General features: G+C 67.5%; 10 protein-coding genes. 9 read left to right on the top strand and 1 reads right to left on the bottom strand.

Going from position 1 to position 16,963, the window contains the following annotated elements; all coding sequences use genetic code 11:
* Window positions 1-93: 93 nt before the first annotated feature.
* The 4 genes from LDL28_RS12990 (at window position 94) to LDL28_RS12975 (ending at window position 7,853) form a co-directional block, all read left to right on the top strand.
* Entirely contained in the window at window positions 94-579 is a 486-nt protein-coding gene (locus LDL28_RS12990; RefSeq protein WP_233058937.1) for a glutathione peroxidase, read from the top strand.
* Window positions 580-615: 36 nt separating this feature from the next.
* Window positions 616-2,178 (top strand): murein biosynthesis integral membrane protein MurJ, encoded by a 1,563-nt coding sequence (gene murJ / locus LDL28_RS12985; protein WP_233058936.1) that lies wholly within the window; start codon window positions 616-618, stop codon window positions 2,176-2,178.
* A 65-nt stretch (window positions 2,179-2,243) separates the two neighbouring features.
* Window positions 2,244-4,868 carry a DNA mismatch repair protein MutS gene (gene mutS, locus LDL28_RS12980; protein WP_233058935.1) on the top strand — a complete coding sequence of 875 codons (2,625 nt, stop codon included), beginning with the start codon at window positions 2,244-2,246 and terminating at the stop codon, window positions 4,866-4,868.
* 84 nt (window positions 4,869-4,952) lie between these two features.
* Window positions 4,953-7,853 (top strand): [protein-PII] uridylyltransferase, encoded by a 2,901-nt coding sequence (locus LDL28_RS12975; protein ID WP_233058934.1) that lies wholly within the window; start codon window positions 4,953-4,955, stop codon window positions 7,851-7,853.
* On the opposite strand, the gene LDL28_RS12970 is transcribed toward LDL28_RS12975, so the two are convergent.
* Entirely contained in the window at window positions 7,846-9,804 is a 1,959-nt protein-coding gene (locus LDL28_RS12970; protein ID WP_233058933.1) for a lipopolysaccharide assembly protein LapB, read from the bottom strand. The two genes, LDL28_RS12975 and LDL28_RS12970, sit on opposite strands and share 8 nt — an antisense overlap.
* Window positions 9,805-9,918: 114 nt before the next feature.
* Between LDL28_RS12970 and LDL28_RS12965 the strand changes: the two genes are divergently transcribed.
* The 5 genes from LDL28_RS12965 to LDL28_RS12945 all read left to right on the top strand — a co-directional run bounded on the left by LDL28_RS12965 (window position 9,919) and on the right by LDL28_RS12945 (window position 16,881).
* Window positions 9,919-11,433, top strand: a complete 1,515-nt coding sequence (locus LDL28_RS12965; protein ID WP_233058932.1) for a carboxypeptidase M32 — start codon at window positions 9,919-9,921, stop codon at window positions 11,431-11,433.
* 139 nt (window positions 11,434-11,572) lie between these two features.
* Window positions 11,573-12,724, top strand: coding sequence for a major royal jelly family protein (locus tag LDL28_RS12960; protein WP_233058931.1), 1,152 nt, complete (start codon window positions 11,573-11,575; stop codon window positions 12,722-12,724).
* Window positions 12,725-12,801: 77 nt separating this feature from the next.
* A complete protein-coding gene (thrC, locus tag LDL28_RS12955) occupies window positions 12,802-14,202 on the top strand; it encodes a threonine synthase (RefSeq protein ID WP_233058930.1) in 1,401 nt (466 codons plus the stop codon).
* A 76-nt stretch (window positions 14,203-14,278) separates the two neighbouring features.
* Window positions 14,279-15,544, top strand: a complete 1,266-nt coding sequence (locus LDL28_RS12950; protein WP_233058929.1) for a pitrilysin family protein — start codon at window positions 14,279-14,281, stop codon at window positions 15,542-15,544.
* Window positions 15,541-16,881: a TldD/PmbA family protein gene (locus LDL28_RS12945; RefSeq protein WP_233058928.1), complete on the top strand. Its 1,341-nt coding sequence runs from the start codon at window positions 15,541-15,543 to the stop codon at window positions 16,879-16,881. Before LDL28_RS12950 ends, LDL28_RS12945 begins: the two co-directional genes overlap by 4 nt.
* Window positions 16,882-16,963: the final 82 nt, after the last annotated feature.

Below are 16,963 nucleotides of genomic sequence, written 5' to 3'. Positions count from 1 at the left end.
TGCCCCCTCCCCCGCGCGAACGGGTGACTTGACCCCCACCGTCCCACCCTGCAATCGGGTCTTTCCGGCGCGCAGACAGAACCGAGCTTTCCAATGACGACAATCTACGACTTCATCCTGCCCACCCTCGACGGATCGGAAATCGACTTCTCCCGCCTGCGGGGCAAGCCGATCCTGATCGCCAACACCGCCTCCAAATGCGGGTTCACGCCGCAATACGAGGGATTGCAGAGCCTGTGGACGACATGGCGCAGCCACGACCTGCAGGTGATTGGCGTGCCGTCAAACGATTTTGGCAGGCAGGAACCCGGCACGCCCGAGGAGATCGTCACGTTCTGCCAGCGCAATTACAGCGTCACCTTTCCGCTCACCACCAAAAGCCATGTGCGCGGGCCGCAGGCCATTCCCCTGTTCCGCTGGCTGGCGCGCGAAGGGGGGTTCCTGTCGCTGCCCCGGTGGAATTTCTACAAATACCTGATCGGGCGCGACGGGCGGCTGACGGACTGGTTCACGTCCATCACATCGCCCGAATCGCGTCGGGTGCAGGTGGCCGTGGAACGCGCGGTCATGGATCACTGATGCTTCCCACGCACCGCGCATGGCCCGGCTGATGCAATGCTGAAGGGTTTCCTGACCGTAAGCGGCTGGACCATGATCAGCCGCGTGCTGGGGCTGGTGCGCGACCAGCTTCTCGCCGCGTTCCTGGGCGCGGGCGCGGCACAGGATGCGTACCAGATCGCCTGCCGCCTGCCCAACATGTTCCGCCGCCTGTTCGGGGAGGGCGCGCTGAACGCCGCCTTCGTGCCGCTGTTCGCGGCACTGCTGGAGCGCGAGGGCAAGGCCACGGCCCAGCGCTTCGCGTGCGAGACGATGAGCGTGCTGCTGTCGTGGCTGCTGCTGCTGACCGTGCTGGGGGAGGTTTTCATGCCCGGCGTGCTGCGCGTCATCGCACCCGGATTCACGCATGGGGGGCTGCGCGATTCGCTGGCCATATCCCTCAGCCGCATCACATTCCCCTACCTGTTCCTGATCTGCGGGGCGGCGCTGGTGTCGGGCGTGCTCAACGGGATGCACCGCTTTGGCGTGGCGGCGGCGGCCTATGTCAGCTTCAACGTCGTGGGCATCGCCGCCATCGTACTGCTGCCGCGCCTTACGGGCGATGTGGCGCACGCGGCGGCGTGGGGCGTGAGCGCATCGGGCGTGATCCAGTTCGCGATCCTGCTTTACGCCGCCCGGCGCGCGGGCATGCGGCTGCGGCTCGTGACCCCGTGCCTGACGCCGCGCATCCGCACGCTGCTTGGTCGCATGGGGGTGGGGCTGGTGGGCAGCGGCATCACGCAGATCAACTTCATGGTGGACACCATCATCGCCACCCTGCTTCCGGCGGGCAGTGTCTCGCTCATGTATTTTGCCGACCGGGTGAACCAGTTGCCGCTTGGCGTGCTGGGGGCGGCGGCGGGCACCACGCTGCTGCCGGTGCTGACCCGTTTACTGGCGGCGGGCGATACCGACGGGGCGCATGCCACGCAGAACCGGGCCATTTCCTACGCCCTTGTCCTGACGCTGCCCGCCGCGGCGGGGCTGCTGGTCACCGCGACCCCGGTGATGATGGCGCTGTTCGGGCATGGGCATTTCTCGGCGCGGGACGCCGTTCTGGCCGCGCAGTCACTGCGGGCCTACGCGGTGGGACTGCCCGCCTTCGTTCTGGTCAAGGTACTCTCGCCCGGCTTTTTCGCACGCGGCGACACCCGCACGCCGGTGCTGGTGGGTATCGGCACGCTGCTCCTGAACTTCGTCCTGAACCTAAGCTTCATGCACTGGCTGGCGCATATCGGCCCGCCGCTGGCCAGCAGCCTGGCCGCCATGGTGAACGCGGGCGTGCTGGCGTTCATGCTCCGCCGGCGCGGGGCGCTGGTTTCCAGTCCCCTGCTGGGCCGCCAGCTTGCGGGCATGGTGGGTTGCGCGGCTCTTATGGCCGGTGGGCTGTTCATGCTGGAATATACGCCCCTGGGCAACGCCATGGTGGCCGGGCCGCTCATGCGCGTTGTGGATGTGGGCGTCATGATCATGGCGGGCATGGGCCTCTATCTGGGCGGGCTGCATGTGACGGGCGTGGCCGACATGCGGCAGGTGACGGCGGCCGTGACCCGGCGGCTGCGCCGGAGCCGCACGGCATAGGGGCGGCACGGGACACGCCAAATCCGGGCTGGCGAATCCCCCGCCCCAGCGGCTAGACACCGGGCATGACATTCCCATCCCCCGAAGGCAGCACGCCCGCCATGGCGCAGTGGTTCGCGCTCAAGGCCGAACATCCCGACGCCCTCCTGTTTTTCCGGATGGGAGATTTTTACGAACTGTTCTTCAATGACGCGGAAGCCGCCGCCGCCGCGCTGGATATTTCGCTGACCGCGCGCGGCACGCATGGCGGCGAACCCATTCCCATGTGCGGCGTGCCGGTCCATGCGGCGCAGTCCTACCTGGCGCGGCTGATCCGGCGGGGGTTCCGTGTCTCGGTCGCGGAACAGACGGAAGCGCCGCGCAAGGGCCGCGCCGCCGCCAAGGGCCCGCTACGGCGCGCCGTGGTGCGGCTGATCACGCCGGGCACGCTGACGGAAGATGAACTGCTCGAAGCCGGGCGGCAGAACCTGCTGGCCTGCATCGTCCGCCCATCGGGCCGCAACGGGGGCGACCCGGGGCTGGCGTGGATCGATATTTCCACCGGACTGTTCGAGACCGCCAGCGTCCCCCCATGCGACATGCACGACCTGCTGGGCCGGCTGGACCCGGCGGAAATCCTATGCGCCGATGACGTGGATCTGGGGGATTTCACGGACCGGCGCACACCCGTCCTGCTGCCCGCCAGCACCGGGGCCGCCCGCCAGCGCCTGGCCGAGGCCTTCGGCGTGGCCAGCCTCGACGCCTTCGGCACGTTCAGCGATGCCGAAGCCATGGCGGGCGCGGCGGCCATTGATTACGTCCGCCGCAGCCAGGCGGGGCAGTTGCCCCGCCTGTCCCATCCCCGCCCCGGCAACGCGCGGGACGTGCTGGGCCTTGACCCCGCCACCCGCGCCAGCCTCGACCTGCTGCGCACACGCGACGGCACGACGGAGCACACGCTGTTCGCCGCCGTCTCGCGCACCGTCACCGCCGCGGGCAGCCGCATGCTGGCGGACTGGATCGCAGCCCCCCTGACGGATCCGGCCGCGATCGCGCGCCGCCAGGCCGGATGGACATGGCTTCTGGACAAGCCCGACCTGCGCGACGGCCTGCGCGCCAGCCTGCGCGCGGCCCCCGACATGGCCCGCGCGCTGGGTCGCCTTTCGCTCGGGCGGGGCCAGCCGCGCGACGCGGTGGCCATCCGCCTCGCCCTGGGTGTCGCGCGCGAGGTCGGGACGATCCTCAACCGGCATGAAGGACTGCCACCCGTTCTGGCGCTGGCGGCGGGACATCTCGACCGCGCGCACGAACTGGAGGAATTGCTGACCCGCGCGCTGGCCGAGAACCCGCCCGCGCGCATGGATGATGGCGGCACCATCGCCCCCGGCTACGACGCCGAACTCGACGCCCAGCGCGAACTGCGCGATGGAAGCCGCCGGATCATCGCGGCCCTGCAACACGAATATGCCGAACGCTTCGCTATCCCCAACCTCAAGATCCGCCACCATGCCCAGCTTGGCTATGTGATCGAGGTACGCGCCACCGCCGCCACGCAACTGCGCGGCCACGCGGATCTGATCATGCGGCAGGGCACGGCCAGCGCCAGCCGCTTTTCCACCGAACGGCTGGTGGAGCTTGACCAGCAGATCGCGCAGGCGGCTGAAAACGCGGCCCTGCGGGAGCGCCACCTGTTCACGCAGGTCGTGCGCCGGATTCTGGACGAAGCCGCCCTGCCGGACATGGCGGCGGCGCTGGCGGGCATCGACATCGCGCAGTCCTGCGCCGTGCTGGCGGGGGGCGGGACGTGGTGCTGCCCGCAGGTGGGCGACGACACCACGTTCGTCATCCATGCGGGCCGCCATCCGGTGGTCGAGGCGGCGCTGCCCGCAAGCGCCCGCTTCACCCCCAATGACTGCGACCTTGAGCCCGACCACCGCGTCATGCTGCTGACCGGCCCCAACATGGCGGGCAAGTCCACCTTCCTGCGGCAGGCGGCGCTGGCGGTCATCCTGGCGCAGGCGGGGCTGCCCGTGGCGGCGCAGGACATGCGCATCGGCGTGGTGGACCGTCTGTTCTCCCGCGTGGGCGCGGCCGATGACCTGGCGCGCGGGCGTTCGACCTTCATGGTGGAAATGACCGAGACGGCGGCCATCCTCAACCAGGCGGGTCCGCGCTCCCTCGTGGTGGTGGACGAGATCGGGCGCGGCACGTCCACGCTCGATGGGCTGGCCATTGCATGGGCCGTGCTGGAAACGCTGCATTCCACCCTGCGCTGCCGCGCGATCTTCGCCACACATTTCCATGAGCTGGCCGAACTGGCCAACAGCATGCCGCGCCTGTCCCCCCACACCATGAGCGTGCGGGAATGGAAGGGGCAGGTCATATTCCAGCACGAAGTCGTGCCCGGCTGCGCGCGCCGGAGCTGGGGCGTGCATGTCGCGCGCCTTGCCGGTGTGCCCGAACCCGTGGTGCGCCGCGCGGGCAGGCTCCTGTCCATGCTGGAAAAGGAACGTGGCCGCCAGGCCCCGCCGCTGCCCCTGTTCGAACACCAGCCCACGCCGGACCCGGACCCGACCGACGCATGCGATGACGCCCCGCCCGGCCTGCCCCCGGCCGTGACGGAAATGATGGAAGGGCTGGATCCCGACGCGCTCACCCCCCGCGCGGCGCTGGAAATGCTCTATAAACTCAAAAAACTGATGAAACCCTGATACGGCACTGGACCTGACCCCATTAACGGCGGCACACTCATCGCCAGACCTTGACCGCCATTTACAGGACGCCATCCGGCCACGATGTCGAACGCTGATTTTCCCTGCGCCTCCTCCGCCGAGGCGATGACCGACGCCCTTCACGCCGCCCTGTTCCCATCGGGGGGTAAAGACGGTGACACACGCGGCCTGCCGCGCGACGAGGCGATCGGCCTGTTCCGTCGCCACATGGCGCGCTACCAGGCCCATGTGCGCGAGGAATTCGAGCATCATCGCCTGGGCGGGGCGGAGGCGGGCAAGCTGCTCGCCGCCTATACCGATGGAATGATCCGCGTGCTGGGCGATTTCGCCATGCGGCACACGGGCATCGACTCGCTGCATGAGGCCCCTTTCGCCGTCGCGGCCACCGGCGGGTACGGGCGCGGCCTGCTTGCCCCGTTCAGTGATATCGACCTTCTGTTCCTGACACCGGACACACCGGCGGGCGATATTCGCGCCAGTGTGGAATATATCCTGTATTTCCTGTGGGATCTGGGGCTGAAGGTCGGGCACGCCACCCGCACCATCAATGAATGCATCGCCGAGGCGGAAGCCGACACCACCGTCCGCACCACGCTGCTCGACGCCCGTTTCCTGACCGGCAGCGCCACGCTGTTCGCCATGTTCGAGGCCCGCTACATCGTGGCCTGCGTGCGGGCGGGGGCCGACCGCTTCATTACCGACAAGCGCAAGGAACGCGCCGCCCGCCATCACCGCTTTGGCGACAGCCCGTACCTTGTCGAACCCAATGTAAAGGAAGGCCGTGGCGGCCTGCGCGACCTGCAGACGCTTTACTGGATGTGCCGCTACACCTTCGGCACCCGCCACGTATCCGACCTGCTGGCCCCGGGCTTCAGCGAACTGGGCCTGCTGACGGAACAGGAAGCCAAGCGCGCCCGCCGGGCGTGGGATTTCCTGTGGCGGGTGCGTTTTCACCTGCACTACGTTTCCGGCCGGGCCGAGGAACGGCTGACATTCGACGTGCAGCCGGTGGTGGGCGGGCGCATGGGCTATACGCGCCACGGGCGGCAGGTGGGCGTGGAACGCTTCATGCGTCACTACTTCCTGACCGTGCGCGATGTCATGCGCCTGACACTGGTGCTGGAACCCGCCGTGCTGCGCCAGGCGCTCGGCCCCGTGGCCAACGCGCCCGAGGCCGACAGCCAGATGCGCGACGCGGGCTTTACCGTGCTGGACGGGCGCATCCTGCCCCAGCGCGGCACGTCGTTCGAGGATGAACCCATCCAGATGATGCGCCTGCTGGACTGGGCCAAGCGGCGCAAGCTGCCCATCCACCCGCTGGCCATGCACCAGTTGATCCGCTGGGAACGAAAGGCCGCCAGCCTGCGCGGCGATCCGGAAACGGCGCGCATCTTCCTCGACCTCATGTGCGGCGCGCCGCCCACGCGCGCCCAGCGCGCGGCCCGCGCGGGCGAAAGCACGCCGGAGCGGGCCGACGCCCCCCAGACCTTCCACCTGATGGACGAAGGTCGGCGCAAGGGGAACGCCTACTGGCTGCATATCCTGAACGAGACCGGCCTCATGGGCCGCCTGCTGCCCGACTGGTCGCGCGTCGTGGGGCAGATGCAGTTCGACACCTACCATGTCTTTACGGTGGATGAGCACATCATCGACGCGCTGCGCATCCTTGGCCGGGTGGAACATGGGCAGATGGCCGATGAAATCCCCCTTGCCTACGAACTGGCGCTCAACCTGCATTCGCGCCGGGCGCTGTACGTGGCCGTGCTGCTGCATGACATCGCCAAGGGCCGGGGCGGCGACCATTCGGAAATCGGATCGCAGATCGCGCTGTATGTCTGCCCGGAACTGGGCATGGACAGCGAGGAGACGGAAACGGTCTCGTGGCTGGTGCTGCACCACCTGCTGCTCAGCCAGACGGCGTTCCAGCGCGATATCGACGACCCCAAGACCATCCTCGACCTGGCGGACATCATCCAGTCACCCGAGCGCCTGCGCCTGCTGCTGCTGCTGACCATCGTGGATATGCGCGCGGTGGGGCCGCGCGTATGGAACGCGTGGAAAGCCACCCTGCTGAACGAGCTGTACATGCGCGTGGCCGAGGTGCTGGAGGGCAGCCTCGCCACGACCGAGCGCGACGTGCGCGTGGAACGCGCCAAGACGGCTACCGCCCAGTGGCTGGTGGAAGACGGCATGAACGAGGCCGATGTCACCCACTTCATGCAACTGGGCTATGGCAGTTACTGGCTGTCCTTCGATCACGACACCCATGCCCGCCATGCCCGGCTGATCAGCGATTCGGAACGCGTGCATTCGCCCCTTACGGTCGAGACCCAGCCGCTTCCCGCCCGTGGCGTGACGGAAGTCACCATCTACGCCGCCGACCATCCGGGCCTGTTTTCCCAGATCGCGGGGGCCGTGGCCATCGCGGGGGCGTCCATCGTGGATGCGCGCATCCATACCATGACCAACGGCATGGCGCTCGATACGCTGTGGATCCAGGACGCGGGCGGTTCCGCGTTCGAGGAACCGCAGCAGCTTGGCCGCCTGTCCCTGCTGATCGAGCAGGCGCTGACGGGGCACATCAACATCGACCGTGAAATCGCGCAGTGCGGTCGCCGCCTGAGCGGGCGGCGCATGCGGGCCATTCACGTGCCGCCGCGCGTGGTGGTGGACAACCGGGCGTCCAATACCTGTACGGTGGTGGAGATCAACGGCCGTGACCGTCCCGGCCTGCTGCACGATGTCACGGCGGCGCTGGGGGAACAGAAGCTCCAGATCGCCTCCGCCCATATCACCACCTATGGCGTGCGGGCGGTGGACGTCTTCTATGTCAAGGATCTGTTCGGGCTGAAGATCACGGACAAGGAACGCCTCGACCGCATCCGCGCCGCCCTGCTGTCCGGCCTGCAGGAAGCCGAGGCGGCGGCCCAGCGCCGCTCCACCGAGCTGGAAAGCATTAGCTAGGCCCCCCGTTCCGCCCTGCCACGAGTGTTCGCAGGGCGGCGCAGGTTTCCTCCATCACTTCGGACCATGCCTGCTCCGGCGGCGCCAGCCGGTGCTGGCGGAACTGGCGCAGGCCAGGGTACCACCGGTTCCCGAAATGACCGGCCATGGCCGCCGCCCCTATATCGGGCCGTGGCTGCAATGGTGCCGGCGCATCGAACGCGGGCGACCAGCGCCAGTCCCCCCCAAAACGATTGAGCAGCCAGACCGGGCACCCCATCGCCCCGGCCAGATGCGCCGCAAGCGTATCGACGCTGATGACCAGATCCAACGTGGCGACCAGCCGCGCGGTATCGAGCAGGTCGCCGCCTGATGCGCATTCACGGCGCACAAAACCCGGCTCCGCTTCCGCCCGCGCCTGTGGGCGCAGGGATATGAAGGTGACATCCTTGACCGCCGCCAGTGGGGCAAGGGCGGCCATGGGAATGGAGCGGCGTGCATCAAAACGGTAGGCCGGGTTGCCCGCATGGCACAGGCCGACACGCAGCTTTCCCGTCCTGCCGCCGCCGGGCCGCCATGCGTGCGTGCCCAGATAGGGGGCAAAATCAGGCACCTCCGTCATGCCCAGTACATGCGGCAGGCTGAACAGGTCGCACTGGCTGCATGCATACCTATGATTATTTATGTCAGGAGTGATAATTTCTATCGGGTGACATGTTTCCCGCATGGCCCCACCCAGCGTAAGGGCCAGCCTGCGCAGCGCGGGCGGCACCTCCAGCACAACCGGCACCCGCCGCGCCGCAAGCAGCACATAGCGCAGGAAATGAATGGCGTCGCCCAGCCCCTGCGCCATGTGCACCAGCAGCCTGCCCCCGGCCGGTAGCGCCCGGCCATCCCAACGCGGCAGCACGGCGGCACAGGGATGCGGCGGCAGGAAGGCCAGCCGGGACTCCCACAACGCCCAGCCCGATGCCAGTTCCCCCTGCGCCAGCCGCACGACGCCAAGGTTGAAGCGCGCGCGGGCCAGCGTGGCGGCATCGGGGGGCGGATTCCGGGCCAGCATGGCCTCGTAGCCGGTGCGGGCCTGTGCGTGCCGCCCGCTTTCGAACAGTCCCGTCAGGTGGTTGAGGGTGATGCGGGCATCGGCTGGCCGCATATGCCGGGCCTGCCGCAATGCCGCCTCCGCCCCGGCCATGTCGCCAAGCGCCATGCGGGCAAGGCCGAGATTGTTGCAGGTTTCCACGCATGCATGACCCGTCATGGCGCGCTGGAGCAGACCGGCGGCGGGCCCCATCTCACCGCGCGCGAACAGCAGCGTGCCCAGCAGTGACAGGGCCATGCCATCATCTGGCGCATGATCCAGCCGCGCGCGCAAGACGGCCTCGGCCTCCGCCTCCCGCCCCGATGCCCGCAGCATGTCCACCAGTTCATGGGCGTATGATCCGGTATCCGGCGCGTGCTGCACGGCCTGGCGCATCTGTTCCACCGCCGTCGCCCGCCGTCCCCGCCGCCATAAAAACCGGGCATGCAGGGCGCGGCTGACACCGTCATGCCGCCCGGACAGGCGCACCGCGCGCGCGAACCCCCGCGCCGCCGCCAGCGTGTCGCCCGTGCGTTCCATTATCTCGGCCCAGGCCAGCACGACCGAGACATTACCGGGTTGCGACACGATGGCGCGTTTTATCGCCACGCGGGCGGCATCCCCATGTCCGCGCGCCAGTAACGCGCGGGCCAGCACGACATGATAATGCCCCCCGGGCGCATGACGCAGCGCCCGGCCCGCAAGGGAGATGGCAAGGTCCGGCCGCCCGGCGGCCAGCGCGACGCAGGCCAGCCCATGCAGCGCGTCGGGATCCGCCGCGTCCACGGCCCGCATGCTGGCGAAACAGGCCCGCGCGCCCACCGCGTCCCCTGCCCCAAGTGCCGCATACCCCCGCGCCAGCGTGGCCGCCCTGTCCCGGCTTTCACCCATTGCGTCCGCCCCCTTCCCCGGCAAGGTGCGCCCCTTGCAAGGTACGAGAGGCTCCTGCACAGTTCACGGACCGTCCATACGGGACAGAGTATTAAGATTCAGTCAGGATCCTTCATGAATTTCCAGCCCGGCAACACCAGCCCGCAGGCCTATGAAACATTGCGCCGCCGCTTTGCCCGCATGGGGCAGATCCGCAACGCGCTGGGCATTCTGGGCTGGGACAAGGACACGATGATGCCCACGGGCGCCAGCGACAGCCGGGCCGAAAGCATCGCGACCCTCGCCGTCCTGTCGCACGAACTCATGACGGCGCCGGACATGGCCGAAATGCTGGCGCGCGCCCAGCCGCCCGAAGATGCGATGGCGCGCGCCAACCTGCATGAAATGCGCCGCCAGCACGCCCATGCCGCCGCCGTGCCCGCCGATCTGGTGGAGGCGGCTTCACGCGCGGCGTCACGCTGTGAAATGGCATGGCGCACCGCGCGCCAGAACAGTGATTTCGCGGGGCTGCTGCCGGAACTGGAAACCGTCCTGTCCCTGACGCGCGAGATCGCGGCCGCCAAGGCCGAGGCCCTTGGCCTTTCCCCCTACGACGCGCTGCTGGACCAGTATGACCCCGGCACCCGGCAGGCGGATATCGACCCGGTTTTTGCCGAACTGGCCCGCGAACTGCCCGAACTGGTCGCAACGGCGCTGGAACACCAGAAAAGCCTGCCCGCCCCCCTGCCGCTGACCGGCCCGTTTCCCGTGGTGGCGCAGGAAACGCTGGGGCGCGGGACCATGCGCGCCCTTGGCTTCGACATGCGGCGCGGGCGGCTGGATGTCAGCCTTCACCCCTTCTGCGGCGGGGCGGAAGACGATGTGCGCATCACCACGCGGTATGAGGAGGATGACTGCATCAACGCCCTGATGGGCATCGTGCATGAAACCGGCCACGCGTTGTATGAACAGGGGCTGCCCGAGGCATGGCGCGCCCAGCCGGTGGGCGAGGCACGCGGCATGAGCCTGCATGAAAGCCAGTCGCTGCTCATGGAAATGCAGATATGCCGCTCCCGCCCGTTCATGGAGTGGATGGCCCCACGCCTGCGCGCGGCCTTTGGCGGCGCGACAGGGGACCGGGCCTGGAGCCCGGACAACCTGCACCGGCTCGTGACCCGCGTGCGTCCCGGCTTCATCCGCGTCGATGCGGATGAGATCACCTATCCCGCCCACATACTCGTGCGTTACGAGATGGAAACCGCACTGATCGCGGGGCGGATGAAGCTGCGCGACCTGCCCGAGGCCTTCAATGCCCGCATTCACGACCTGCTGGGCCTGAACGTGCCCGAAGACAGGCTGGGGTGCCTGCAGGATATTCACTGGCCATCGGGTTCATGGGGGTATTTCCCTACCTATACACTGGGCGCGATCATCGCGGCCCAGCTTCGCGAGGCGGCGGAACGCGACACGCCGCACATGATGTCCGCCATAGCCGAAGGCGATTTTGCCCCCCTGCTCGGCTGGCTGCGCCCACGCATCCACGCCCGCGCCAGTGGGGCCTCCACCCCCGAGATCGTGCGCGACGCCACGGGGGCCGCGCCGGGCACGGGGTCGTATCTGCGCCACCTGCGCCAGCGTTACTGCGGGTAAGGGCTGCGGGTAAGGATGGAAGACCCGCCCCCGCCGCGTCGGTGCATCGGTGCATCGGTGCATCGGTGCATCGGTGCATCGGCGGTATGCCGCACGATCCCCTTGCCAATTCCCCCGGTTCGTGACGAGATACCGCGCGATGCACGCGAATTTCCCATCTGCCATCCGCCGCCCGCGCCATGCGGGGCTCCTGCCCGCCTGCGCCGCCCTTCTGTTCGGTGCCGTACAGGCCGCCCATGCCGCCAAACCGGCCCCGCCGCTCGATCCGCCCGCGATGGTGGAGGATGTCGTCTCCTCGACCACCAGCGTATGGGACCGGGTGGCCGTGCTGCCTGATGGGCGGCTACTGGTCGAACTTCCCGCCTGGGCGGGCAATACGGGGCCGGGGCTGGCGGTGCTGGATGCCAGCGGCACGCCCCAGCCCTACCCCGACGGCACATGGAACGATCCCGCTACCCCGGCGGAAAAGCGCCTTGTGGCCCCGGCCGATATCCAGCTCCAGCCCGATGGCACGCTGTGGGTGCTCGATAGCGGACAGCCCGACCCGGCAAAGAAACCCGTCGCGAACGGCCCCAAGATCGTCAAGATCGACACCCATACGGGGCAGGTCGTGCGGACATGGGACATCGACCCCGCCATGCTGCGCGCGGGCAGCCGCCCCGCCACCATGCGCGTGGCGCGCGACCATGCCTTTATCGGGGATTCCGGCATTCCGGCCATGATCGTGGTCCGGCTGGACACCAACCGGCAGCGGCGGCTCATGGAACACACACCCGCGCTTACGGCGGGCCAGCCCATTACCGTGGATGGCCGGGTCATGACCAACCCGGCGGGCCATACCGCCATCATCAACATCAGCCAGATGGAAATCAGCCCCGATGGGCAGTGGCTGTATTTCGAGCCCCTCTGCGGCCCGGTTTACAAGCTCGATACCGACCTGCTGGTCGATCCCGCCGTCACCCCCATCGAACTGGAGGAAGGGCCGACCCTGTGGTACAAGACCCCCGCGCTGGGCGGCATCACGCTGGGGCCGGATGGCACGCTGTATTTCAATGATGTTTCCACCAGCAGCATCTTCCGCCTGATGCCTGATCGCGTGTACCAGAAAATCGTCACCGACAGCCGCCTGCACTGGCCCGGCGGTTCCTTCGCCACGCGGGACGGGCAGCTTTATATCCCCGCCGCCCAGCTCGACCGCACCGCGCCATTCAACGGTGGCCATAACGCCGTCCAGTGGCCGGTCCATATCTACCGCATCAACCTGAGCCACCTGCCGCCGCCCAAATTCTGACACACCACGCGCGGAATTGCGAAGGCTGGGGCATACGCCCCCTTCGCGTGGCGGTGAGTTGGCATTATGATGGTGCAATGCGCTATATTTCTACCCGGGGGGAAGCCCCCGTCCGCGATTTTTCGTCCGTTCTGCTGGCGGGGCTGGCAGAGGACGGTGGCCTGTACCTGCCCGAAAGCTGGCCCGAGCTTTCGGCATCGCAATGGCGCGCCCTGCGCGGCCTGCCCTACCCGGAACTGGCGGCCCGTGTCATCGCGCCGTTTGCCGAAGGCGCCATTTCCCACGATGTGCTGAAACGGCTGTGCAGCGAGGCCTATGCCCGATTCGACCACCCGGCCATCGTGCCGCTGACGCAGGTGGATGACGGTTTGTTCGTGCAGGAACTGTTCCATGGCCCGACGCTGGCGTTCAAGGACATGGCCATGCAGCTTCTGGGCCGCCTGTTCGACCATGTGCTGAGCGAACGCGATGAAAGCGTGACCATCGTGGGCGCGACATCGGGCGATACCGGATCCGCCGCCATCGAGGCCTGCCGTGGCCGCGAGCGGCTGCGCGTGGTCATCCTGCACCCCGAAGGCCGGACATCGGAAGTACAGCGCCGGCAGATGACCACGGTGCGGGAACCCAACGTGACCAACCTTGCGGTCAAGGGCACGTTCGATGACTGCCAGGATCTGGTCAAGGCCATGTTCGCGGACCTGCCGTTCCGCACCGATATGCGCCTTTCGGCGGTCAATTCCATCAACTGGGCGCGCATCGCGGCCCAGGTGCCCTATTATGTTTACGCGGCCCTCGCCCTTGGCGCGCCGGACCGTGAGGTCTCGTTCGCCGTGCCGACCGGCAATTTCGGCAACGTGCTGGCCGCATGGGTCGCCCGCCGCATGGGCCTGCCCATCCGCGCGCTGTGCGTGGGCTCGAACCGCAACGACATCCTCAGCCGCTTCCTCAATGAAAACGACATGAGCATCCATGGCGTGGTGCCCAGCCTGTCACCGTCCATGGATATTCAGGTCTCGTCCAATTTCGAGCGCCTGCTGTTCGAACTGCTGGATCGCGACGCGGCCGCGTGCGCGCGCATCATGACCGAATTCCGCAAGACCGGGGTCATGAAGGTCGCAACCCCGGTATGGGACCGCGCCAATGCGCTCTTCCATGGCGTCTCGCTGGATGACGCGGCCACGCTGGCGGAAATCCGCACCCTGAACAGCCGCAGCCACTACCTGGCCGATCCGCATACCGCCATTGGCATCGCGGCGGGCCGCACCTTCCGCGAGGCGGGGATTCCCATGGTGGCCATGGCCACGGCGCACCCCGCCAAGTTCCCCGACGCCATGGCGCAGGCCACCGGCATCCGCCCCGCCCTGCCCGCGACGCTGGCTGATCTGTACGACCGCCCCGAGCGTTACAGTGTAGTTGCGGCGGATCTGACCGTGATTGAGGACAAGGTGCGCGCCGCCGTTCTTTCCAACGCGAACTGACCCTTTTTCCTTCCATTTACGCCAACAAGGGGGCGGCACAGGCACGATCCCGCGCCGTGCGGCCCGCAGGACCAGCATGACCGACCTGATCAATGTGACCCGACTGGACTCCGGCCTGACCATCGTGACCGAACGGATGGAACGGGTGGAGACCGTGTCCCTCGGGGCGTATGTCGCCGCGGGCACCTGCAACGAAACCGCGCAGGAAAACGGGGTTTCCCATTTTCTGGAACATATGGCCTTCAAGGGAACCGGCACCCGCACCGCCATCGGCATCGCGGAGGAGATCGAGAATGTCGGCGGGCATATCAACGCCTACACCGCGCGTGAGCACACCGCCTATTACGTCAAGCTGCTGAAGGAAAACCTGGCGCTGGGCGCGGACATCATCGGGGATATCCTGACCCATAGCAGCCTTGCCGCCGATGAACTGGAACGCGAGCGCGGCGTGATCTTGCAGGAAATCGGGCAGGCGAACGATACGCCCGATGACATCGTGTTCGACCATTTTCAGGAAACCGCCTTCCCCGACCAGCCCATGGGCCGCCCCACGCTGGGCACGGAAGCCGGTATCCGCGCCATGTCGCGTGCGACACTGGTCAACTACATGGGCACCCACTACACGGCGGGAAACACCATTGTCGCGGCGGCGGGCAACCTTGAGCACGCCCGCGTGGTGGATCTGGTGCAGGAGCATTTCCGTGACCTGCCCACCGGCGTCGTGCCCCCGCAGCCCGCCGTGCAGTACGTAGGGGGTGAGTTCAGCCAGGAGCGTGAGCTGGATCAGGCGCATATCGTGCTGGGTTTCCCCTCCATGCCCTATGGCGACCCGGACTATTATCCCGCGCTGCTGCTGTCCACGCTGCTTGGCGGTGGCATGTCGTCGCGCCTGTTCCAGGAAATCCGGGAAAAACGCGGGCTGGTCTATTCCGTCTATTCCTTCAACGCGCCCTTCCGCCAGGGCGGGCTGTTCGGCATCTATGCCGGAACGGGAGAGTCGCAGGTAGCCGACCTCATTCCCGTAACACTGAACGAACTGGGCAAGGTCCGCCATACGGTCACGGCCGCCGAACTGGCGCGGGCGCGGGCGCAGCTCAAGTCCTCGCTGCTCATGTCGCTGGAAAGCACGGGAAGCCGGTGCGAACAGCTTGCCCGCCAGCTCCAGATTTTCGACCGTCTCATCCCCACGGCGGAAACGGTGCGCCGGGTCGATGCCGTCACGATCGAGGACGTGCAGCGCGTGGCGACCCGCATCTTCAGTGGCAGGCCCACACTGACATCGCTGGGCCCGATTCAGCATCTTCCCTCGCTCGACAGCATTACAGGGGCACTGGCGGCATGAGTACCGACCCGATTGACCAGATCTCCACCCTGATCGCGCGCGCACGCGCCGCCGGGGCCGATGCGGCGGACGCCGCCTATATCAGCCGTACGGCCCATGGCGCGCAGGTGCGCAATGGCCAGACGGAAGACCTTGAACGGTCCGAAACATGCGATCTGGGCCTGCGGGTGTTCGTGGGCCAGCGCGCGGCCATTGTCTCGGCCACGGCGCTGGACCCCACGCGTTTCGATACCCTGGCCGAGCGCGCCGTCGCCATGGCCCGTGTCGTGCCTGAAGACCGTTTTGCCGGGCTGTGCGCGCAGGCCGAAACCGGCTTTGTCGACGCCACCGGGCTGGATCTGTTCGACCCCACCGAACCCACGACCACCGACCTGGTCGCCCGCGCCCGCGTGGCCGAGGAAGCGGCGCTGGCGGTCAAGGGCGTTTCCAACAGCAACGGCGCGTCGAGCAGCTTTGGCCTGTCGGACATCATCCTCATGACATCCGCCGGTTTCTCAGGCCGCTACGCCCGCACCAGCCATTCGGTTTCCGTCAGCACCGTGGCGGGTTCCGGCACCGCGATGCAGCGTGACTACGACTATCATTCCGCCGTGCATCTGTCAGATCTGGAAGATGCCGGCCTGATCGGGCGGCGCGCGGGGGAACGGACCGTGGCGCGGCTCAACCCGGTGCGTCCGCGCACGGGACGCATGCCCATCGTACTGGACCCGCGTGTATCGACCAGCATTCTCGGGCACCTGTCGGGTGCGATCAATGGTGTCGCCATCGCGCGCGGCACGTCCTTCCTCAAGGACGCGATGGACAGCCGCATCATGCCGGCGGGCATCACCATTATTGATGATCCGCGCCGGGTGCGCGGCACCGGCGCCCGCCCGTTTGACGGGGAAGGCATGCTGAGCGCGGCCAACACGCTGGTGGAAGACGGCGTGCTGAAAACATGGGCGCTCGACTCGCGCTCCGCCCGGCAGTTGGGCCTCAAACCCAATGGCTGCGCCAGCCGGGGCACATCGGGGCCGCCCGCGCCGTCACTGGGCAATATGTACATGGCGCCGGGCAACCTGACGCCAGCCGCCCTCATGGCCGATATTGGCGAAGGGATTTACATAACCGAGATGATGGGTTCCGCCATCAACGGCATTACCGGCGATTACAGCCGGGGGGCCGCAGGCTTCATGATCCGTGACGGCGTACTGGCCGAGCCGGTTGCGGAACTGACGGTGGCGGGCAACCTGACGGACATGTTCATGCGGCTGGTCGCGGCCAACGACCTGACTTTCCGCCAGTCCACCAACGCGCCCACCATCCGTATTGATGACATGATGATTGCCGGGGCCTGAGAGCCGCCTTTCCGTGATTTCATGTTTCTGTAAGCCCATGCCCCCTGTTACGGGGGGATGGGCTTACTTATATCTGGAACAG

The sequence above is a fragment of the Komagataeibacter sp. FNDCR2 genome (assembly GCF_021295395.1).
GTDB lineage: Bacteria > Pseudomonadota > Alphaproteobacteria > Acetobacterales > Acetobacteraceae > Komagataeibacter.
This window is presented reverse-complemented; position numbering and strand designations above follow the sequence as displayed.